The organism is Variovorax sp. 38R (assembly GCF_014843395.1).
In the GTDB taxonomy this organism is placed as follows: Bacteria; Pseudomonadota; Gammaproteobacteria; order Burkholderiales; family Burkholderiaceae_C; genus Variovorax; species Variovorax paradoxus_H.
The window spans coordinates 3,181,197-3,201,617 of record NZ_CP062121.1; the positions used below are offsets into that span (position 1 = coordinate 3,181,197).

At 67.1% G+C, this 20,421-nt stretch carries 17 protein-coding genes; 11 read left to right on the forward strand and 6 right to left on the reverse strand.

Going from position 1 to position 20,421, the window contains the following annotated elements:
* Window positions 1-99: 99 nt before the first annotated feature.
* Together IG196_RS14560 and IG196_RS14565 are read right to left on the reverse strand one after the other, a co-directional pair.
* Window positions 100-711: a pyridoxamine 5'-phosphate oxidase family protein gene (locus tag IG196_RS14560; protein ID WP_192196707.1), complete on the reverse strand. Its 612-nt coding sequence runs from the start codon at window positions 709-711 to the stop codon at window positions 100-102.
* Complete coding sequence (locus IG196_RS14565; RefSeq protein ID WP_192196708.1) at window positions 708-1,895, reverse strand: MFS transporter; 1,188 nt, start codon at window positions 1,893-1,895, stop codon at window positions 708-710. Before IG196_RS14565 ends, IG196_RS14560 begins: the two co-directional genes overlap by 4 nt.
* Window positions 1,896-1,973: 78 nt before the next feature.
* Here IG196_RS14565 and IG196_RS14570 point away from each other — a divergent pair, with 78 nt between their 5' ends.
* Entirely contained in the window at window positions 1,974-2,855 is an 882-nt protein-coding gene (locus IG196_RS14570) for a LysR substrate-binding domain-containing protein (protein WP_192196709.1), read from the forward strand.
* Between the two features lie 78 nt (window positions 2,856-2,933).
* A complete protein-coding gene (locus tag IG196_RS14575) occupies window positions 2,934-4,154 on the forward strand; it encodes an MFS transporter (protein WP_192196710.1) in 1,221 nt (406 codons plus the stop codon).
* 10 nt (window positions 4,155-4,164) lie between these two features.
* On the opposite strand, the gene IG196_RS14580 is transcribed toward IG196_RS14575, so the two are convergent.
* Entirely contained in the window at window positions 4,165-4,722 is a 558-nt protein-coding gene (locus IG196_RS14580) for a methylated-DNA--[protein]-cysteine S-methyltransferase (RefSeq protein ID WP_192197017.1), read from the reverse strand.
* A gap of 253 nt (window positions 4,723-4,975) precedes the next feature.
* On the opposite strand from IG196_RS14580, the gene IG196_RS14585 reads away from it, so the two are divergent.
* From IG196_RS14585 to IG196_RS14610, 6 genes are read left to right on the forward strand one after another with little or no spacing between them, the layout of a single operon-like run.
* The gene (locus tag IG196_RS14585; RefSeq protein WP_225617040.1) at window positions 4,976-5,578 is read left to right on the forward strand and encodes a GspH/FimT family pseudopilin; all 603 of its coding nucleotides are present in this window, start codon (window positions 4,976-4,978) and stop codon (window positions 5,576-5,578) included.
* Window positions 5,575-6,171 carry a type IV pilus modification protein PilV gene (pilV, locus tag IG196_RS14590; RefSeq protein WP_192196711.1) on the forward strand — a complete coding sequence of 199 codons (597 nt, stop codon included), beginning with the start codon at window positions 5,575-5,577 and terminating at the stop codon, window positions 6,169-6,171. The genes IG196_RS14585 and pilV overlap by 4 nt, the downstream gene beginning before the upstream one ends.
* Window positions 6,168-7,172 carry a PilW family protein gene (locus IG196_RS14595; RefSeq protein WP_192196712.1) on the forward strand — a complete coding sequence of 335 codons (1,005 nt, stop codon included), beginning with the start codon at window positions 6,168-6,170 and terminating at the stop codon, window positions 7,170-7,172. The genes pilV and IG196_RS14595 overlap by 4 nt, the downstream gene beginning before the upstream one ends.
* A complete protein-coding gene (locus IG196_RS14600; RefSeq protein WP_225617041.1) occupies window positions 7,169-7,777 on the forward strand; it encodes a PilX N-terminal domain-containing pilus assembly protein in 609 nt (202 codons plus the stop codon). The genes IG196_RS14595 and IG196_RS14600 overlap by 4 nt, the downstream gene beginning before the upstream one ends.
* 22 nt (window positions 7,778-7,799) lie before the next feature.
* Window positions 7,800-8,291, forward strand: coding sequence for a type IV pilin protein (locus tag IG196_RS14605; RefSeq protein WP_192196713.1), 492 nt, complete (start codon window positions 7,800-7,802; stop codon window positions 8,289-8,291).
* Between the two features lie 58 nt (window positions 8,292-8,349).
* Window positions 8,350-12,135 (forward strand): pilus assembly protein, encoded by a 3,786-nt coding sequence (locus IG196_RS14610; RefSeq protein WP_225617042.1) that lies wholly within the window; start codon window positions 8,350-8,352, stop codon window positions 12,133-12,135.
* A gap of 27 nt (window positions 12,136-12,162) precedes the next feature.
* Here IG196_RS14610 and IG196_RS14615 read toward each other — a convergent pair whose 3' ends face one another.
* On the reverse strand, window positions 12,163-15,219 hold the full coding sequence (locus tag IG196_RS14615; RefSeq protein WP_192196714.1) for an FAD-binding and (Fe-S)-binding domain-containing protein: 3,057 nt from the start codon (window positions 15,217-15,219) through the stop codon (window positions 12,163-12,165).
* Window positions 15,220-15,228: 9 nt separating this feature from the next.
* A complete protein-coding gene (locus tag IG196_RS14620) occupies window positions 15,229-15,948 on the reverse strand; it encodes a GntR family transcriptional regulator (RefSeq protein ID WP_153284283.1) in 720 nt (239 codons plus the stop codon).
* Between the two features lie 121 nt (window positions 15,949-16,069).
* Here IG196_RS14620 and IG196_RS14625 point away from each other — a divergent pair, with 121 nt between their 5' ends.
* From IG196_RS14625 to IG196_RS14635, 3 genes are all read left to right on the forward strand, one after another.
* Window positions 16,070-17,314 (forward strand): pyridoxal-phosphate-dependent aminotransferase family protein, encoded by a 1,245-nt coding sequence (locus IG196_RS14625; RefSeq protein ID WP_192196715.1) that lies wholly within the window; start codon window positions 16,070-16,072, stop codon window positions 17,312-17,314.
* 130 nt (window positions 17,315-17,444) lie between these two features.
* The gene (locus IG196_RS14630) at window positions 17,445-18,422 is read left to right on the forward strand and encodes a Bug family tripartite tricarboxylate transporter substrate binding protein (RefSeq protein ID WP_192196716.1); all 978 of its coding nucleotides are present in this window, start codon (window positions 17,445-17,447) and stop codon (window positions 18,420-18,422) included.
* A gap of 302 nt (window positions 18,423-18,724) precedes the next feature.
* A complete protein-coding gene (locus tag IG196_RS14635; protein ID WP_192196717.1) occupies window positions 18,725-19,489 on the forward strand; it encodes a fumarylacetoacetate hydrolase family protein in 765 nt (254 codons plus the stop codon).
* Here the strand turns inward: IG196_RS14635 and IG196_RS14640 are convergent.
* The gene (locus tag IG196_RS14640) at window positions 19,438-20,400 is read right to left on the reverse strand and encodes a LysR substrate-binding domain-containing protein (RefSeq protein ID WP_192196718.1); all 963 of its coding nucleotides are present in this window, start codon (window positions 20,398-20,400) and stop codon (window positions 19,438-19,440) included. The two genes, IG196_RS14635 and IG196_RS14640, sit on opposite strands and share 52 nt — an antisense overlap.
* Window positions 20,401-20,421: the final 21 nt, after the last annotated feature.

Genomic DNA, 20,421 nt, shown 5'->3' on the forward strand with positions numbered 1-20,421 from the left:
TGGGTCGATTGTGGCGAAGGCTCGCAATCGGTGCAGGCGTGGGGTCGGCGGCTTTCGCCGCTAGTGCATTCGTTCTACCGGACGGTACGGCGCCGTGTTTCAGTACAGCGTCGAGCGCTGCCGCGCGGGCAGTTCGCGGTCGTAGGTGGCGCCGTCGAAGGCCGCATCGGTCAGCGCGGAAAGGATGGCGCCCGGCGTCGGCACGGTGCGCGGCGCGTCTTCCAGTATGGGCGCCCAGAGCTTCGAGCGCTGGATGGCGCGGGCGCACTGGAAGAACACGGTCTCGACGCTGATCTCGATCACGCACTGCGGCGCGCGCCCTTCCACCGCGAAGCGCGCCAGCAACTCGGGCGCTGCGGTGATGCGTGCGCGCCCGTTCACGCGCAGCGTTTCGCCCACGCCCGGAATCAGGAACAGCAAGGCCACGCGCGGGTCGGTCACGATGTTGCGCAGGCTGTCGATGCGGTTGTTGCCGCGTCGCTCGGGCAGCAGCAAGGTCTTCTCGTCCTGCACCGCGACGAAGCCCGGGGCGTCGCCGCGCGGCGAGGCGTCGAGCCCGCCGGGGCCGAGGGTCGCCAGCACCGCGAACGGCGAGGCAGCGATCAGCGCCTGGTAGCTCGGATGCAGGTACGGCACCTCTTTCTTCAGCGAGGCCTCGCCCGGCTGGCCGAACAGAGCTTCGAGTTGCGCAACGGTGTCGATGGTGGTCATGGGGTGATGTTCTCCTGAATCGGGGGCGGTGCCGAGGCCCGTCGTACACAGGCCAGCGCCGCGACCGCCAGCAACAGCGCGGCGGTGCCATAAATCCACGGCGGCGAAGCGATCGGCAGCAGCATGCCGGCCAGCAAGGGCCCGGCGCCCGCGCCGATGTCGCGCCAGACCGCGCGGGCCGCGAGCGCCCGCACGCGCTCCGGCCCGGGCGTGCGACGCGCCACGATGGGCGGCAAGAGCGGCAGCTGCAATGCGCGCAGCACCACGATCAGCGCCGCACAGCTCCACAGCCAGCCCAGGCCGAAGCCCACGAGCGCAAGCGACGTCACCAGCGACAGGCTCACGAGCAGGCGCTCGGCGCCGAAGTGCTCCGCCATGCGCCCGCCCACCGGGCCGAGGAAAATTTCCGCGAGGTAGCGCAGCGCCATCAGCACGCCGGCCACGATCACCGCGCCGCCAGGCAACAGGTCCTTGCCGAGGTACGACAGGCCCACGATGAAGAGGCCGTCGAGCGCCAGCCCTTCCATGAAGGACCAGCCGTCCAGCGCATTCGGTCGCGAGAAGCGCCGCGTCGCGACCGTAGATGTTGCGCTGTGATGCGGCTTCGACGGCAGCCGCCGCGTGACGAACAGCGCGAGCAACGACACCACCGCCAGCACACCGAAGATCGCGCGCGGACCGACCGTGTACGCCAGCAGCGCGCCGAGCGGCAACGCCAGCACCGGCCCGGTCGCGATGAAGGCACGCGAACGCCCGCTGCGCCGCGCGGCGCCGATCGGGTCGGCCGTGGCCAGGGCCTGCGTCGACAGGTTGAGCGCCGCGAAGCACAGGCCCCAGGTCAGCCGCAACGGCAGCAGCGCCCAGAAGCCCGAGAGTGTGGCGTAGCCCAGCCCGCAGCAGGCCGCGGCCACCACGGCGAGCGTGCAGCTCGCCCGGTCGCCATGGCGCGCATAGAAACGCGCCACCCAGCCGTAGCCCGCGATGCGCACCAGCCGGTTGGCCGCCAGCAGCAGGCCGACCTCGGCCAGCGAGACGCCGAACTGCGACGCGTACATGGGCAGCAGCAGGTACAGCACCACGTCGGCCGGCAGCGACAGGCCGAGCGCCATGGCGGCGTGGCGGGAATCCAGGTCGGTGGAACGGACGGGATTGGCAGGGGTGGAAGGCGGTGGTGCAGCGGACATCGAGCCCGTATCGTGCCCGCTCGCACTGCCCGCCGACAAACGACATTCCCGCGCGGCATGCGTGAGAAAATCGCACGCATGCCGCTTCGCGAACCGCCCCTCCATGCCGTGCGCGCCTTCGTCGCGGCGGCCCGCCACCTGAGCTTCACGCGCGCGGCGGTTGAATTGCATGTGACGCACAGCGCGGTGAGCCGACAGATCAAGAGCCTCGAAGCCTGCCTGGGCGTGGCGCTGTTCGAGCGTCGCATCCGGCAGGTCACGCTGACGCCCGAGGGCCAGCAGTTCTTTGCGGAAACCGAGCCCGCGCTCGCGCAGATCCACGCGGCGGCGCGGGCCCTGCAGCTGCAGGGCCCGGCGCGCGCGGTGCGCATCAACGTGCGGCCTTCGTTCGCGGTGCGCTGGCTCATTCCCCGGCTGCCGTCGTTCGTGGAACGCCATCCCGACATCGAACCGCAGGTCGTCACCAGCACCGTGATGCCCGAACAGGCTGCCGACAGCTTCGACATCGCCGTGCGCCGCGGCCTCGAAGGCTGGCCGTCGTCGATCAAGGTGCGGCCCTTCCTGGAAGACGAGGTGCTGGTGGTCGGCGCGCCCGCGCTGTTCAAGACGCAGCCGCTGCCCGACCTGCGCGCCCTCGCCTCGCATGTGCTGCTGTCGGCCCGCACGCGCAAGGACGATTGGGACGACTGGAAGAAGCAGGTCGGCGCATCGCGCGCGCGGCCGGCCGGGCGGCTGCAGTTCGATCACCTGCACTTCGTGCTGCAGGCCGCAGTCGACGGGCTGGGCATCGCGCTCGCGCCGACCTCGCTGGTGGCGCACGACCTGGCGTCGGGGCGACTGCAGTCGCCGCTGCCCGAATTGCGGATGACGCTGGAGCGCTATTACTACGGCCTCGCGCCCGATGCGGCACCCGAAGCGGTGTGCGTCGCCGAGTGGTTCGAGCAGATGAATTCCGGCTGACGCTTCCACGTCCGTAAACGGCCAGCGGCAGATGGAGGCGGACCGCACGATGCGGTCTTTGTCTTCGTGTCCTGCCACATGTCATCGCCCCTTCCCCGCTCCTTCTCCCACCTCGCCTGGGCCAACCTTGCGGCCCAGTCCGCCGAACAACTGAGCCTCGCAGCCGTGCCACTGGTGGCCGTGCTCGCGCTCGGCGCCGGCCCCGGCGAGATCGGCTTTCTCGCGGCGGTGCAGACGCTGCCCTTCCTGCTGGTCTCGGTGCCGATGGGCCTGCTCGCGGACCGCATGTCGCGCCGTCGCTTGATGGTGTGGGCCGAGGGCCTGCGCGCCGTGTCGCTGCTGGCCTTGCTTGGCATGGTGCTGTCGTCGACGCTCGGCATCGGCGGGCTGGCCGTGCTCGGGTTCCTTGGCGCGGTCGGCACCGTGGGCTTCAGTGTCGCGGCGCCCGCGCTGGTGCCAGCCCTTGTGCCACGCGACGCGCTGGCGCTCGCCAACGGGCGACTGGAGTTGGCGCGCAGCGCCGCCTTCACAGCGGGGCCTGCGCTTGCGGGCGCGCTCGTCGCGTGGGCCGGTGCCTCGTCGGCCTTCGTGCTGGCGTCGGTGCTGTCGGTGGCGGCCGTCGGCCTGTTGCTGCGCCTGAACGAAGCGCCCCGCCCCGCAGCGCCGTCGCGCCATCCGCTGCGCGAAGTGCACGACGGCGCGCGCTTCGTCTGGCAGCACGCGTTCCTGCGGCCCATGCTGATGACCGGCGCGGTCTTCAACATCTCGTGGTTCGTGCTGCAGGCGGGCTATGTGCCTTATGCCGTGCGCGTGCTCGGCCTCGGCGCACAGGCGGTGGGCTTCACGCTCGCGATGTACGGTGCGGGCATGGTCGTCGGCGCGCTGCTGACCTCGCGTGTGACGGCGCGGTTGCCCTTCGGGCGTGCGATCCAGGTCGGGCCGGCCGTGGCGGTCGCCGCTGCCGCGACGATGGCGGCCACGCTCCTCGTGCCGAGCGCCTCGCTGGCCGCGCTCTCGTTCTTCCTGTTCGGCGCGGGGCCGATGGTCTGGGTCATCACATCGACCACGCTGCGCCAGAGCGTGACGGCCTCGGCGATGCTGGGCCGCGTGTCGGCGGTGTTCCTGACGGTGAACGCGGGCGCGCGCCCCGTCGGTGCAGCGCTCGGCGGCCTGGTTGGTGCGATGTGGGGCGAACCGGCCTGCCTGTTGCTTGCGCTCGCGGGCTTCGTGCTGCAGGCCGCGATCATCTTCGGCTCGCGCATCGCAGGGCTGCACCGCCTGCCGGTGCCGGCGGCCTGAACGTTCCAGCTCAGAACAGCGAGCGCGTCCCGCTCGGCGTGGCGCCCTCGATGTCGAGCATGCGCAGCTTGGTCAACGCGCCACCACCTGCCGAGAAGCCGCCCGGCTTGTTGCCCGCGGCCAGCACGCGATGGCATGGCACGACCGGCGCGAAGGGGTTGTGGCCCATGGCCTGACCGACTGCGCGCGAGAGCCCCTTGTCGCCGAGTTCTTCGGCCACCTCGCCGTAGGTACGCGTCTGCCCCGGCGGAATGTGCCGCGCGATCGCGTAGACCCGCTGATGGAATTCAGACACGCCGCACATGTCGAGTTCGATGTTGCACAGGTCGTCGGTTGCGCCTTCGAGCAGTGCCTGCACGCCTGCGATGGCGTGTTGCGCACGCTCCGACGGTGGCGCTTCCTCCAGATCAGGAAAGCGCCGGTGCATGCGCGCACGCGTCGCGGCTTCGCCTCGCTCTTCAGGCAGTTGCACACCGACCAGCCCCTGCGGCCCCCAGGCCAGCGCGCAAGCGCCGATGGCGGTCGGGAACAAGGCAAAGCCGGATTCGACAGGGGATGCGGCAGTCATCGAAGCATTGTGATTCAAGGTTGAAAAACGAGGCGCAGACCGGCGCGCGAAGCCCTCTTCCGCAGAAGAGAAAAAGTACCAGCCAAACACCCCGGAATACCAGACTTTCACTCGGCGCTTCGAGGCGTTTCCGCTCATCGTTTCGAACGGACCGAATGTCGGCAAGCCGTTGTCGGACATGTGCATCGGCAACTAGTCTCGCGCCCAGAAGTTGTCGGCTGAATTTCCAAAAACAACGGGGAGGCATATGCACATGAGGCGACGCGATTCTTCGCGGCCGGCGAGGCTGCGCGACCAGCGCGGGCTGACGGCCATCGAGCTGATGGTCACGTTGGCGATATTGGCGATTCTCCTGGGCATCGCGGCGCCTTCGATGACGCGCTTCATCGTGCAGTGGCGGCTGTCCAACACGGTCAACGCATTAACCGGTTCGCTTCGCACCGCACGCACCGAAGCTATCGCCCGCGCACGTCCCGTCGTCGTCTGCCAATTGCGCGCGGGCACCACGATCGGCTGCGAAACCGGCACGGGCGCCAGGGATTTTTCGGTCGGCTGGATCGTCTTCGCCAACAACGACAGCGACGCCGACTTCGCCTATTCCGAGTCGAACGATGAGTTGCTGTTGCGGCAGGACGCACTGCCCGGTATCGCGAGGATCACGCTGGGCAAGGCCGCAGACTTCGTCTTCTTGCCCAACGGACTAACGAATTCGGGAAGCAACGGCATCACGGTCGATGCCCGCGGCTTCGAGACGCTCGGCACCACCCCGTGGGCGCGCAAGACGCTGTGCATCAGCAAGCCGGGGCGCATTCGCTATGCGGCGGATGGCGTCGATTGTTCGGGCAACGACGAATGAAGCGTCGCACACAACGCGGCGCCACGCTCATCGAGGTGTTGGTGGCCATCGTCATCCTGGCCATCGGCCTGTTCGGCATGGCGGGGCTCACGTCGGCCGCCCTCAAATACAACCAGTTCTCCCGCATGCGCGCCACCGGCTTGAGCCTGGTGAACGACTACGCGGAACGCGCCCGCGCCAACCTCGCAGGCTTTGCCGGCTACGCCCACGCCAAGGCCTACAACGCCAGCGCGCGCGAGGCGGCCTCCACCGATCCCACGCCACCACCCGCCGCCTGCCAGGTCGACACCTCCGTTCCCGACAAGCCGGTCAACACCTGCGGGGCGGCCATTGCCACCTACGACCTGGCGCAGTGGCTCACCAATGTCGAGAACCGCCTGCCAGGCGGCACCGCCTACGTCACCACGGAGCTGATCGACGCACCCTCCGGTGTGAACGGCCTGCCGGCCACGCGCGTGCTGAACATCTGGCTGATCTGGAGCGCCATCGCCGAAGACGCAGGCTTCGGGCAGCGCCAGACCTGCCCCGTCGATGGCGCCAACATCTCGGCCCCGGCAGAGGTGAACTGCATGTACTTCCGGATCACGCTATGAGTGCCGTCTCCGCTGTTCCCTCGCGCATGCGCAACCCGGCCCGCGGCTTCACGCTGATCGAACTGATGATCTCGCTGACGATCGGGTTGGTGATCCTGGCAGCCGCCCTGTCCACGTTCTCAACCTCCTGCCGGAGCAGCCAGTTGTCACAGGCCGAGACGCAGTTGAACGAGGACGGCATCCTCGCGCTCAACCTGATCCAGCAGCAGCTCAAGCAGGCCGGCTATTCGCAGCAGCTCATCCCGGGCAGCGGCGCCACAGTGATGGGCAATTTCGCCGGATCTGCCGTGCGCGGCTGCAACGGCGGATTCACCGACGCTGCCGCTGCATTCGACAAGCTCTCGTGCACTGGCAAAGGCAGCGACGCCATCGCCATCCGCTACGAGGCCACCACCGACAACACCATGCCCACGGGCACCGATGCCAAGCTCGCGACGAACTGCCTGGGCAACGGCATCAACGCGCTCACGGCGTCGCAGGTGAGCCCGCCTCCCACGCCGGCACCCGGCGCGCCCCCACCCGGCAACTACGCACTGGCCGACAACCGCTATCTGGTGACCGACGCGAGCACGGCCCCCATGCTGTCTTGCCGCGGCATGGAGAAGCGCGATGCCGTCAACGCCATCGGCACCCCTCAGCCGCTGCTGGCCAACGTCGAGAGCATGCGGATTCTGTACGGCGTCGCCAACCGCCCCAGCATCGAACTCGCGGCCACCTACGACCCGCAGCGGCACCAGATCGTCAAGTACCTCGACGCTGCCGGTGTCGATGCACTGGCCAGCAGCGGTGCGCTTCCCGATCTCTTCGAAGACCGCTGGGGCCGCGTGCTGAGCGTGCGCGTGTGCCTGCAGATGCGCAGCGACCGGCCCGTGCGCGACGTGCCCGTCGGCGGCTTTGCCTACAAGCGATGCGACAACACCGACCACACCGGCACCGATGGCTATCTGCGCAGGACCTTCACCACCACCGTGCTGCTGCGCAACCGAATGATCACGCCATGAGCATGCATTTTTCTCAACGGCCGAACCGCATCGCCGGCGGCACGCACGAACGCGGCGTGGTGCTGGTCGTCACGCTGATCCTGTTGGTGATCCTCTCGCTGGTGGGCACCTTCGCCATCCGCAATGCCACGCAGAGCGAACGCAGCATCAACGGCATCCGCTCGGCCGAACTCGCCCGCGAGGCGGCCGAGACGGCGCTGCGCTTCTGCGAGCAGGTGGCGATGTTCGATGGCGACGGCAAGGACTACACCGAGTACGCCTCTACCGGCATGCGCGCCCGGATCATTGCAACCACCGTCGGCTCCGAGTTCGACAAAGACGCGGCATGGCGCGAAAGCAGCAGCTGGGTCGGCAACGGCGTGATCCTCGTCCCGAAGGACTACATCAACAAGAAGCCCACCGGCACCCAGGTCGACGCCGTGCAGCTGGAGATTCAACCGCGCTGCCTCGTCCAGAAGATTGCGACGACCTCGACGCCCCAGCTGACCGGTTACCTGATCACCGCGCGGGGCTTCGCCAACAACGCCAGGTTCGAAGACACCACCGGAAAAGCCACGCAAGGCGCCGAAGCGTGGCTGCAGTCCGTGCTGACGCGCGACAAATGACCTTCTCTTGCCTCTTCATTCCATGAAATACCCACGCTCTGCTTTCTCGCGCGCCCGCCGCGGCTTCACGCTGATCGAAGTCATGGTCGTCGTCGCGATCGTCGCCATCCTGGCGGCGATTGCGCTGCCGAACTACCAGGAACACGTGCGCCGCTCCAAGCGCGCCGAGGCCCAGGGCCTCCTGATGGAAGCCGCCCAGTACATGCAGCGCCACTACTCTGCCAACGACCGCTACACCGCCGTCGCAGGAAAGATCACTGTCGAGGCCGAGCAGAAGATCGGCACCGGCAGCATGCTGCCCGCCGCGTTGCGCCAGTCGCCCCGATCAGGCGCCGCCGCCAACTACACCGTCTCCGTGGTCGCGCGCGACAACCCGCCCTCCTACACCCTCAAGGCCACGCGCACCGGGAGCATGAGCGGCGACCGGTGCGGCACGCAGACCCTGAACAGCCTGGGGGCCAAGGGCGTCGCAGACCAGGCCACGGGCCTCGGGGCCACAGATTGCTGGCGGTGAGCCACGCATGCCCCACCCGCACGAAGCTCCTCCTCCTTCGAACGTCAGGAAAGATCGCATGACCACCACGCGCCACATTCTTGTTCCCGCCTCTGCCACTGCCTCGCGCCTGGGACGGGCGTTTGCCGGCCTCGCTGCGGCCGTGGGTGCGGTGCTCCTGCACTTCGGCGGCGCGCACGCTGCAACCACACCGAGCCAGACCCCGCTCTACAACGCCGTGCCGGGCGCCAAGCCCAACCTCATGTTCGTGCTGGACAACTCGGGGTCGATGGACTACGAAGTTCAGGACGGGTATGCGGTCGACGACAACTGCCCTCAAAGTGGATGGAATTGCGGGACCAAGTACGGCTGGTATGCCATGCGATCCAGCAGCGTCAACACCCAGTACTACAACCCGGCCATCACCTACGCTGCCAGGGTCAACGCAGACCGCAGCAAGCAAATCAATTCGACCACTTTTGTGGACAACCAATCGTCAAATAATTCCAAGCCTCAGCACGTAACCGGATGGACCGCAGGCGCAAAGAAATTCACCTACGTCCTGTGCAAAAGCGACATCTGCTCCATCGAGGCCAACAGGACTGTCCGCATCATTCAGTCGTCCGACACAGGCACCGTTCCACTGCCCACCGGGCACAAGCGAACGGACTGCGGGAGTACCACCGAGTGCACTGCAGCGCTGGAGCGCCAGAACATCGCGAACTGGTACGAGTGGTACCGCTCTCGTGCGCTTGCGGTCAGTACCGCGCTGGGTCTGGCGATGCAAAGCTACGACAACAAGTTCAGGGTGGGCTACGTCCAATACAACAACTCCGACGGCACGAAAGCGACCCGCGTCGTGAGTGGTGTCAACTACTTCAAGGACGAAGCGGCCGCCACCGGGAGGAAATGGAAAACCGAATTCTACAAATGGATCTACGGCATCAATCCTCGAGGAGGAACGCCAAGCCACAACGCGCTGGTTCTTGCGGCCAACTACTATGCCGGCAGCGCAACGACGTCCATCACCTCCGCCGCACTGAGCAGCCCCTGGAAGAACGACCCCAATGACGTGGCGAGTGGCGAGCTGAGTTGCAGACGCGCCTACGCCATCGTGCTGTCCGATGGTGCCTGGAACCCCGGCACGACAGAAGGCACCGATGCGCGCTACACCGCCGGCACGGGAAGCATCAACTATGACGGCACGCCCTCCGGAAACGCGACGAAGTTTCAGTACGACCCGAAAGGCGCTGCCGGCTACGACAGTGCGGATCTGGCCCAAAAACTGCGCGCCAGGAATCTCTACATTCCCTACATCGGTGGCAGCAGCAGCAACGGCTTCGCCGACCTGACGGCCCGCTACTTCTGGCACACGGATTTTTCCGGTGCCCTGGCCAACAACGTTCCCACAATGGAAGGCCAGCACAACCCCACCTTCTGGCAGAACATGACCACGTTCACGATCGGCTGGGGCCTGACGCCGTCTGGAGAAGGCAGGAGCACTGGATTGAATTGGAGCCAGATCGACAAGTACAACAACGACTGGCTGGCCGGCAACCCGGTGACATCACCGCAGTGGGCAACCGGCGATCTGAATACAGGCGCCGCGAATGCGGACGACGCCCGGCGCGTGGACGACTTCATTCGTGCAGGCTTCACCGGCGGTGGCCGCGCCTACAGCGTGTACTCCGGCGACGACGTGCGCCGCGCGCTCGACAACGCCTTGAGCAGCATGGTCGGTTCCGGCAACGACGCCGGCGTGGCGGTGTCAGGCAACAGCAACGAGTTCCAGACGCTGGAAGGCCAGTACAAGTACACGACCGAGTACCAGACGGCGGACAACAGCGGCGACATCAAGGCCTTCGAGCTGGATGCCAATGGCGGCTACAGGACGATCGAGGCAGGCAAGCCGAAGCCAGCCTGGTCCGCCAATGCCAGGATGCCGGCCGCCGACAAGCGAACGATCTTCGCGTTGTCGAACTACGACCCCAACACGCCTGCCACGGCCCTGCGCACTTCGCTCACCCACGGCACGAAGCTGAGCAATCTGCCCACCGACTTGCAGGCCCTGCTGAATGCCGACAAGCAGCAAGCCAGCGACGAGAGCGTTGTCCGCTACATGCTGGGCCAGGACCCGCAGAAAGACATCGACGGCACGGTCTACCGGTTGCGCAAGCAGCCCATCGGTGCCTCCGTCAACTCGCCGCCGGTGTTCGTGGGCGGACGTTTCGACATGGGCTATGGCGCGGCGCTCAGTTCGGTCGATGGCAAGGACAGCTACGCCGCCTATAAGGCGCTCAAGACCACGCAACCTCCCACCATCTTTGCCGCCACCAACAACGGCAAGGTCCATGTGCTGAACGCCGCCAGGAACGAGGCAGGCGGCACCGAGCTGGCCGCCTTCATGCCCAAGGGCGCCATGGCCGCGCAGATCGATCTGGCCAATCCGAACTTCCGATTCCGTTACACGCTCGATGGCCCATTGGTCGAGCAGGACGTGTACGACAAGAACGGCCTGGCCCCCGCAGGCGGGAAGACCACATGGCGCCAGCTGGTGCTGGGGACTGGCGGACGCGCGGGCCCCTTCATGTACGGCCTGGAATCGCCCTTGAATGCCGCCAACCGGGCACCGACCCAGAACCACTTTCTCTGGGAGGTGAACAACAAGCACGCGGACTACCTCGATCTGGCCCACGTGACCAACAACCCTGTCGCGGGCCAGCTGGACGACAGCACCTGGGTCATGCTGACAGGCAGCGGCCACTATGCGGAAACCGGCAAGAAAACAGGCATGTACGTCACAGAGGCGCTCACCGGCAAGCTCAAGAAGTTCATTCAACTTCCCGCAGGCTTCGGCAACGATGCCGCGGGCGGCAACCGCGGCCTGGGCGGCGTGGTAGCGGTGCGTGACACCACCCGCAAGATCGTGGCCGCCTATGCCGGCGACGCCAACGGCAACTTGTGGCGTTTCGATTTGCGCAGCGCAAAGCTCGGGGCAACGGCCAAGGGCCAGTTGCTGTTCACCACGCCGGGCGGCAAGGCGCAGCCGATCTACGCCGCACCGGCATGGCAGGTGCATCCTGGCGATGGGAGCACCTGCACCTACAGCGCCACCTCATCGTGCGGCGCCATCGTGGTGGTCGGCACAGGCATCCTGCTCGACGAGGAAGATCTCGCGACGCCGGCCACGAAGCAGGCTATCTACGGCATCTGGGACCAGACGCCCATCGGCGGCGACGCCAAGGTAACGTCCCGCAAGATCGAACTCTCCGACCTCGTGGAGCAAACCGTCGACAAGGCCTCGGCCAAAGCCGGGACGCTTATCGAGCGTGACAAGAACTTCTACCAGGTCAGCAGCAACGCCGTGGACTGGAAGGCAAAAAAGGGATGGCTGCTGAATCTCGCCGCGATCCCCTACTCCGGCGCGATGGAGGACGGTGAGCGCGTGGTCGGTGACCTGGCCAACCTGGGCAGCAGCGTGATCGTCTCGTCCTTCCTGCCCGAAAACAAGAACCTGGGTATCGAGTCCTGCACGGCCACAGGCAGCCTTCCCAACATCATCTATGTGCTGGACGCCCTCACCGGCAAGAACAAGAACTCCTTCGATATTGATGCAAATGGCAGCTTCGATTCATATTCCATCGTCTCGATCCCCGCCGGGGGCTTGACGCGCGGCAACACGACTTCGCGTGACATGGTCGGCCAACCGAACGAAGGAAATCCGAAGGGAGAGCCGAATGTAAATTGCACCAACGAAGTCGGCTTCGTCACCGGCCCGGGGAAGACTCAGAAAGTCGGCGACGGCTGCGGGATGTCCCGCACCTGGCGCCGCAGCTGGCGCCAGGTGGTCTCTCCACCCTTCTGAGTTCCGAAGAGGAAAGCCGGGCCAGCCTCAGAGCATCATGTGCCGCGCCAACAGCACCGCCACATGCACCGCCTCACGCTGCGCCCCATCTTCGATCTGGTGCCGGCAGCTCGTGCCGTCGGCCACCACGATCGCGTCGGGCCTGGCGCGAATGGCGGGCAGCAGGCTCGCCTCGGCCATCTGCATCGACACCTCGAAGTGGCTCGCCTCGTAGCCGAAGCTGCCGGCCATGCCGCAGCATGAGCTCTCGATCAGCTCGGGCTCGGCGCCGGGAATCAGCTTCAGCACCTCCATGATCGGAGTCACCGCACCGAAGGCCTTCTGGTGGCAGTGGCCGTGCAGCAGGATCGGCGCGGTGGCCGGCTTCAGCGCGAGTTCGAAGCGGCCGGCCTTGCGTTCGCGGGCGATGAACTCTTCGAACAGCAGTGCCTGCTTCGCGACGACCTGCGCCTTGTCGCCGAAGCCCATCACCAGCGTTTCGTCGCGCAGCGTGAGCAGGCACGAGGGCTCGAGCCCGACGATGGGAACGCCGGCCTGTGCCAGCGGCAGCAGCGCGTCGATCAGCGCGCCGGCGCGCACTTTGGCTTCGTCGACCATGCCGCTGGCCAGGAAGGTCCGGCCGCAGCAGTGGTGCCCGCCGCCCTTCTCCACCGTGTGCAGCGCATAGCCTGCGGCGTGCAGCACGCGCGCCGCCGCAAAGACGTTCTCGCTTTCGAAGGTGCCGTTGAAGGTGTCGACGAACAGCACGGCGACCTTCTCGCCGCGCGCTGCAGCAGCCAGCACCGACGCTTGATCAGAAAACAAGCCGGCGGCCACCGTGTCCTTGCCGCGCCAGAAGGTGTCGGTGCGCCATTCGGGCAGCGAGCGCTTGGCTGAAAAGCCCAGCATCTTCTCGCCCAGCCACGCCGCACCCGGCACGCGGTTGCGCAGGTTCAGCAGCCACGGCATGCGGCTGGCGCGGTGCGCGTAGTCGGGCATGTAGGCGACCAGCTTGTCTTTCAGCGTGTGGCCGTGGCGCTTCTTGTAGTGGTCGAGAAACTCGACCTTCATCTTCGCCATGTCGACGCCCGTCGGGCAGTCGCGCTTGCAGCCCTTGCAGCCTACGCAGAGGTCCATGGTGTCGTGCATGGCTTCGCTGGTGAACGCATCGGCACCGAGCTGGCCCGACAGCGCCAGGCGCAGCGTGTTGGCGCGGCCGCGCGTCAGGTGCTGCTCGTCGCGCGTCACGCGGTAGCTCGGGCACATCGTGCCGGCGTCGAACTTGCGGCAGTGGCCGTTGTTGTTGCACATCTCGACGGCCTTCGCGAGGCCGCCGGTGCTGTCGCCGCCGGTGCCGGGCGCGGTGGTCAGCTCGGTCACGGGGTCGGCGTTGACGTTCCAGCCCGACCAGTCGAGCACCGGCTTCAGCTCGATGCGGCGGTAGGGCTTGGGTGCCGTGGGTGGCGCAAAGCGGAACAGCGCGCCGTCGTCCATGCGCGGCGGGTCGATGATCTTGCCGGGGTTGAACAGCCCGATCGGGTCGAGCTGCTGCTTGATTGCGCGAAAAGCCTCGTTGATCGCCGGCCCGAACTGCCATTCGATCCATTCGCCGCGGCACAGCCCGTCGCCGTGCTCGCCGCTGAACGCGCCCTTGTACTTGCGCACCAGCGCGCTGGCTTCTTCGGCAATGGCGCGCATCTTGGCGCCGCCGTCGGCGCGCATGTCGAGAATCGGCCGCACATGCAGCGTGCCGACCGAGGCATGCGCGTACCAGGTGCCGCGGCTGCCGTACTTCGCAAACACCTCGGTCAGCCCGTCGGTGTATTCGGCCAGGTGCTCGAGCGGCACGGCGCAGTCTTCGATGAAGCTCACGGGTTTGCCGTCGCCCTTGAGGCTCATCATGATGTTGAGGCCGGCCTTGCGCACTTCCCACAGGTTCTTCTGCCGCGCGTCGTCGGCCATCTCGACCACGCTGCCGGGCAGGCCGAGGTCGCCCATCAGCTCGACCAGCTGCTTCAGTTGCGGCAGCAGCGCGGCCTTGTCGGCGCCCGAGAACTCGACGAGCAGGATGGCGGCGGGCTTGCCGATCAGCGCGGTTTCCACCGTCGGCTTGAAGGCCGGGTTGGCCAGGCTCAGTTCGATCATCGTGCGATCGACCAGCTCCACCGCCGTCGGCCCAAGCTTCACGATGTGCTGCGCTGCGTCCATGGCCGCATGGAAGGTCGGGAAGTTCACGATGCCCAGCACCTTGGCGCGCGGCAGCGGCGCGAGCTTGAGCTTCAGGCTGCGCGTGTAGGCCAGCGTGCCTTCGGCACCGATCAGCAGGTGCGCGAGGTTCACGCTGCCGTCGGCGGTGTAGGGCCGCTCGCTCTGGTTGTCGAAGATGTCGAGGTTGTAGCCCGCCACGCGGCGCATCACCTTGGGCCAGTGCTGCGCCATGGCGTCGCGGTGCTCTTGCGCCAGCCCGTGCACGAACTGCGCAATGCCGGCCGCGCGCGCGCCGAGCGTGCCGACCGGACCGAACTCGACCAGCTCGCCACTCGACAGCCACGCGCTCGCGCCCAGCACGTTGTGCACCATGTTCCCGTAGGCGATGGAGCGCGAGCCGCAGGAGTTGTTTCCCGCCATGCCGCCCAACGTGGCCTGCGCGCTGGTCGACACGTCGACCGGGTACCAGAGCCCGTGCGGCTTGAGCTGCGCGTTCAGGTGGTCGAGCACCAAGCCCGGCTCGACCGTTGCGGTGCACTCTTCCACGTTCACATCGAGCACCTTGCGAAAGTGCTTGCTGTTGTCGATCACCAGCGCCGCGCCCGTGGTCTGCCCGCACTGGCTGGTGCCGCCGCCGCGCGCGAGCACCGGCACCCTCAGGTCGCGTGCGATGTCGATGGCGGTGGCAATGTCGCGTTCGTTCGTCGGCACGAAGGCGCCGACCGGCGTGATCTGGTAGATCGACGCGTCGGTGGCGTAGCGCCCGCGCGAACCGTCGTCGAACAGCACCTCGCCCTGCGTGTCGGTGCGCAGCCGGCGCGCCAGCAGTTCGCAGGTGTCGTTGGGCGGAAGAACGGTTCCGGCTGGCTGCATGTGGCTGGCGGGATCGATGCGCATGGTGGGTGCTTAGCTCGCGTTGTTGCTCGTGGTCTTGCTCTTGCTCTTGGCAGTGGGATAGATCTGGCCGGCGCGCAGCAGCTCCAGCACGGTGTCGCGCTTGCGCAGCACGTGCGCCGTGAGCACCTTGCGCATGGCCTGTGCGTCACGCGCGGCCAGCGCCTGCACCATCTGCTCGTGCTCCTCGACCGCGTGCTGCCACTTGGTCTCGTCCTGGTTGGTGCGAAAGCGCAGCGACTGCACGCGGGCGTTGATCGAGCGGTAGGTGTTCGACAGCACCGGGTTCGCCGCCGCGTCATTGATGGCCGTGTGGATGCGCGCGTTCAGGCGGTAGTAGCCCGACAGGTCGCGACGCGCGAAGCAGGCCATCATTTCGTAGTGCAGCGCGCGCACCTCGGCCAACTCTTCGTCGGTGATGCGCTTGGCCGCCAGCTCGCCCGACATGCCCTCGAGCATCGCCAGCACCTCGAAGGTGTTGAGCACGTCGGCCTCGGTGAGCTTCACCGCCACCGCGCCGCGGTTGGGCAGCAGGTCGACCAGCCCTTCGGCCGCGAGCAATTTGATGGCTTCGCGCAGCGGCGTGCGCGACACGTTCAGCTGCAGGCACAGCTCGCGTTCGTTGAGCTTGGCGCCCGGCGCAATGCGCCCTTCGACCAGCATGGTGCGCAGGCGCGACGCGACCTGGTCATGCAAGGCCAGCCTGGAGATTTCGATGATTTCAGCGGTCATATGGTGTTCCCTTGCTTGCATTTTGAATGCAAAAAATAGCCGCCACAACCTTGGTTGATAGGTGTAAACCAGCATACATAAATGCATTTTGAATGCAAAACTAACTGCAAAAGGAGAGCCCATGCTGCAACTCGACATCCATCCCACCGGCCGTCACTTCCTCCAGATTCCCGGCCCCAGCCCGGTGCCCGACCGCATCCTGCGGGCCATGAGCCTGCCCACCATCGACCACCGCGGCCCCGAGTTCGGCACGCTGGGTTTGAAGGTGCTCGGCGGCATCAAGGAGATCTTCAAGACGAAGCACCCGGTCGCGATCTATCCCGCCTCGGGCACCGGTGCATGGGAAGCCGCCCTCGCCAACACGCTCAGCCCCGGCGACCACGTGCTCATGTACGAGACCGGCCACTTCGCGTCGCTCTGGCAGAAGATGGCCACGCGCCTGGGCCTGTCGACCGAGTTCCTGGCCTACACCGGCACCGACGCCCACCTGCCCAACGCGCCCAGCTGGCGCCGCGGCGTGCAGGCCGAGCTCATCGAGGCGCGCCTGCGCAAGGACACCGAGAAGAAGATCAAGGCCGTGTGCGTGGTGCACAACGAAACCTCCACCGGCGCCACCTCCGACATCGCCTCGGTGCGCAAGGCCATCGACGCGGCGGGCCACCCCGCCCTGCTGCTGGTCGACAGCATCTCGGGCCTGGCCAGCGCCGACTATCGCCATGACGAATGGGGTGTCGACGTCTGCGTGAGCGGCTCGCAGAAGGGCCTGATGCTCCCGCCCGGCATCAGCTTCAACGCGCTCTCGCCGCGCGCCCTCGAAACCGCCAAGCACGCCAAGCTGCCCAAGGCCTTCTGGGCCTGGGACGAAATCGTCGAGATGAACAAGGACGGCTACTGGCCCTACACGCCGAACACAAACCTGCTCTACGGTCTGTCTGAGTCGCTGGACATGATCCTCGGCGAAGGCCTGGACAACGTGTTCGCGCGCCACCAGCGCTGGGCTGCCGGCGTGCGCGCCGCGGTCAACACCTGGGGCCTGCCGATCCAGTGCGCCGACCCGGCCGTGTACTCGCCCGTGCTCACCGGCGTGATCACGCCCGAAGGCATCGATGCCGATGCCGTGCGCCGCCTCATCCACCAGCGCTTCGACCTCTCGCTGGGCACGGGCCTGGGCAAGCTCAAGGGCCGCATGTTCCGCATGGGCCACCTGGGCGACAGCAACGACCTGACGCTCATGGCGATGGTCGCGGGTGTCGAGATGGGCATGAAGCTCAGCGGCATCAAGCTGGCAGGCAGCGGCGTGCAGGCGGCAATGGACTATTTCGCGAGCCACCAGGCCGTACCGGTCGGCCTGCAAAAAGCAGCCTGAGCCGGGCGCACAGAACCTCACACCGGCCGCAGCGCATCGCTCGAACGATGCGGCGGCCCCCCACCCTGCCGGGCCCGCGCAAGCGGCTCCCGGCACGCATCGGATTCCCCAACCGACGGAGACAAAGAAGATGCAAAGACGTTCCCTGATCCAGGCCGCCGCCGGTGCGGCCGCCACGCTGGGCGTACCCCGGCTGTTCGCGCAGGAGTGGCCCAGCGGCCCCGTGCGCATCGTGGTGGGCTTTCCACCGGGCGGCGGAACCGACGCGCTGGCACGCGTGGTCGCGCAGAAGCTCACGATCATGTGGGGCCAGCAGGTCATCGTCGAGAACAAGGGCGGTGTCGCCGGCGTGCTCGCGGCCGACTACGTGGCGCAGCAGCCCAGCGACGGCAGCACCCTGCTCATGGCCCACATCAACAGCCACGCGCTCGCGCCCAGCCTGCAGCCCAAGCTGCGCTACAACGTGGAGCGCGACTTCGTGCCGATCGTGCTCGTGGGCGTCACGCCCAACCTGCTGATCGCCAACCCGGCGCAGAAGGCGCTCAGCGTGAAAGACATCGTCGCCGCCTGCAAGGCCGCCCCCGGCACCGTGAGCTTCGGCTCAGCCGGTGCGGGCTCGGCCCAGCACCTGGCGCTGGAGATGTTCAAACTGCAGGGCGGCGTCGATGCGCTGCACGTGCCGTACAAAGGCAGCGGCCCGCTGCTCGCCGACCTGATGGGCGGGCAAATTCAGTACAGCTTCGAGACCATGACCGCCGCCACGCCGCACGTGAAAAACGGCCGTGTGCTCGCGGTGGCACAGACGCGCACCAAGCGCGCCAAGGGCCATCCGAACGTGCCGACGATGCAGGAGCAAGGCTTCGCAGGCTTCGAGGCCACCACCTGGTATGGCCTCGTCGGCCCCGGCAAGCTGTCGCCCGCCATCGCGCAGAAGGTGAACCGCGACGTCAACACCGTGCTCGCGATGCCCGACGTGCAGGAACGGCTCGACACCTACGGCGCGGAAGACGGCGGTGGTTCGCAGGACAAGTTCAAGCAGTTCATCAACACCGAGATCGCCAAGTGGGCGAAGGTGGTGAAGGACGGCAAGGTGCAGGTCGAGACCTGAGTTCTTGCGCTGTTGTTCAGGGCGACGCTCCCGCCGACGCGGCACCTTGCTCCGCGAATGTCCCCCGGCCTACGCCCTCCTCCTTGATTTCGCTGCGCAAGGCACCCCATCGACGTGAGCGCGTTCAGAGCCGCCGTTGATCGATCAGCACAACGACAGCGCCCAGTGTGCTCAGGACACTGGGTGCTTCCCGCAGCGAAATCAAGGAGGAGCGAAGCGGGGGACATTCGCGGAGGGAAGTACCCGGTGGCCTGGGCACGCGCCCTGAACAAACACCCAAAGAACCTGAGAAGATTCCAAAAATGACGCCCGACCAAAAAGCCCTCACCGAAGCCCTCATCGCCGCACGCCAGGCCGACCGCACGCTCGACGCCACCCCCTGGACCGATGCCCTGCCAGACGCCGCGCAGGCCTACGAAGTGCAAGACGCCGTAGCCGCAGCCCTCGGCTGGTTCGACGGTGTCCCGAAGACCTGGAAGTCCGGCGGCAGCTCCCGCAGCGCCACGCTCACGCATGCCCCGCTGCCCCCACATGGTGTGCGCCAGAGTCCCGCCAACTTCAGCGACCTCACGCTCCACACCCCCGGCATCGAAGCCGAGATTGCATTGCGACTCGGCCAGGACGTCACGCCCGCGCAAGCCGCCGCACTCGACCACGACAACTCAGCAGCGCTCATCGACGCCATGGCCGTCTCCGTCGAAGTCGTCGACGCACGTTGGCAAGACCTGGCTGCTACGCCCGCCCTGCTGCGGCTGGCTGACTCGCAAGTCCACGGCGCACTCGTGCTCGGCGACTGGCAACCGTACGCCGCCGTCGACTGGGCCTCGCAGCGCTGCGAAACGAAAATCGGCGACGCAGAAACCGTTGTGCGCGAAGGCACGCATCCGCTGGCCGATCCGGCGTGGCTGCTGCCGATCTGGCTGCGCCACCTCACGCGCCAGGGCCAGACCGTCCCCGCCGGCACCATCGTCACCACCGGCTCGTGGGTCGGCGTGTTGCCCTGTCGCCGCGGCGATCAGGTGAGGGCAGAGTTCCCCGGCATCGGCGCCGTGCGCTTGAGCGTGTAACGCCCACCGCTCACCCCCGAGCACGCCACCAGAAAGTCGAGCACCGCCCGCACCCGCGCGGGCAGCGTGCCGGCCTTGCCGATGTACACCGCGTGGATCGGCTCGATCTCGCCCGGATTGAATTCTTCGAGCAGCGGCACCAGCCGACCGGCATCAATGTCGTGCTGGATGTGATACAGCGACAACCGCGCCACGCCCGCCCCCGCAATCGCCAGCTGCCGCAGCGTTTCGCCGTCGCCCGCGCGCACCGGCCCCGCCACCGGCAGCATCACCATGCGGCCGTCGACACGCAACGGCCAGTCGGGCGTGTTGCGCCGGTAGCTCCAGCCCAGCCGGTTGTGCGCCTCCAGCTCCTGCGGCGTGCGCGGCGTGCCGTACTTCGCCAGGTAGTCCGGCGCGGCCACGATCGACTGGCTGGTTTCGCCCAGGCGCCGCGCCACCAGGTCGGACGACGGCAACTGGCCCCAGCGGATCGCGATGTCGGCGCGCTCGTCCATCAGATCGACGATGCGGTCGGTCAGCGCAATGTCGAGCGTGATCTCCGGATGCATCTCGAGCAGGCGCGGCACCAGCGGCACCAGCTTGTGATGCCCAAACGACACACTCGCGTTGATGCTCACCCGCCCGCGCGGCGCCGCACCGGCCGCGGCGCAACGCTCGGCCTCGTCCATGTCGGCCAGCACGCGCGTGCTGCGCTCGTAGAAATGCAGCCCCTCGGGCGTGAGCTGCAGCTTGCGCGTCGAACGGTGCACCAGCTGGATGCCCAGGCGCAGCTCGAGCCGCGCCACCAGCTTGCTGACGGCCGACGGTGTCATGTCGAGCAGCCGTGCCGCCGCCGAGAAACCGCCCGCCTCCACCACCTGCACGAAGGCCTCCATTTCGCCGGAGCGGTTGACGTCGATGCGCGGCATGGTGTTCCTTCGGTTGTGACT

Bases quoted from the DNA above. Each gene is read 5' to 3' on its own strand.
- IG196_RS14560 (WP_192196707.1), bottom strand. From the start codon at position 711: ATGACCACCATCGACACCGTTGCGCAACTCGAAGCTCTGTTCGGCCAG.
- IG196_RS14565 (WP_192196708.1), bottom strand. From the start codon at position 1,895: ATGTCCGCTGCACCACCGCCTTCCACCCCTGCCAATCCCGTCCGTTCC.
- IG196_RS14570 (WP_192196709.1), top strand. From the start codon at position 1,974: ATGCCGCTTCGCGAACCGCCCCTCCATGCCGTGCGCGCCTTCGTCGCG.
- IG196_RS14575 (WP_192196710.1), top strand. From the start codon at position 2,934: ATGTCATCGCCCCTTCCCCGCTCCTTCTCCCACCTCGCCTGGGCCAAC.
- IG196_RS14580 (WP_192197017.1), bottom strand. From the start codon at position 4,722: ATGACTGCCGCATCCCCTGTCGAATCCGGCTTTGCCTTGTTCCCGACC.
- IG196_RS14585 (WP_225617040.1), top strand. From the start codon at position 4,976: ATGAGGCGACGCGATTCTTCGCGGCCGGCGAGGCTGCGCGACCAGCGC.
- pilV (WP_192196711.1), top strand. From the start codon at position 5,575: ATGAAGCGTCGCACACAACGCGGCGCCACGCTCATCGAGGTGTTGGTG.
- IG196_RS14595 (WP_192196712.1), top strand. From the start codon at position 6,168: ATGAGTGCCGTCTCCGCTGTTCCCTCGCGCATGCGCAACCCGGCCCGC.
- IG196_RS14600 (WP_225617041.1), top strand. From the start codon at position 7,169: ATGAGCATGCATTTTTCTCAACGGCCGAACCGCATCGCCGGCGGCACG.
- IG196_RS14605 (WP_192196713.1), top strand. From the start codon at position 7,800: ATGAAATACCCACGCTCTGCTTTCTCGCGCGCCCGCCGCGGCTTCACG.
- IG196_RS14610 (WP_225617042.1), top strand. From the start codon at position 8,350: ATGACCACCACGCGCCACATTCTTGTTCCCGCCTCTGCCACTGCCTCG.
- IG196_RS14615 (WP_192196714.1), bottom strand. From the start codon at position 15,219: ATGCGCATCGATCCCGCCAGCCACATGCAGCCAGCCGGAACCGTTCTT.
- IG196_RS14620 (WP_153284283.1), bottom strand. From the start codon at position 15,948: ATGACCGCTGAAATCATCGAAATCTCCAGGCTGGCCTTGCATGACCAG.
- IG196_RS14625 (WP_192196715.1), top strand. From the start codon at position 16,070: ATGCTGCAACTCGACATCCATCCCACCGGCCGTCACTTCCTCCAGATT.
- IG196_RS14630 (WP_192196716.1), top strand. From the start codon at position 17,445: ATGCAAAGACGTTCCCTGATCCAGGCCGCCGCCGGTGCGGCCGCCACG.
- IG196_RS14635 (WP_192196717.1), top strand. From the start codon at position 18,725: ATGACGCCCGACCAAAAAGCCCTCACCGAAGCCCTCATCGCCGCACGC.
- IG196_RS14640 (WP_192196718.1), bottom strand. From the start codon at position 20,400: ATGCCGCGCATCGACGTCAACCGCTCCGGCGAAATGGAGGCCTTCGTG.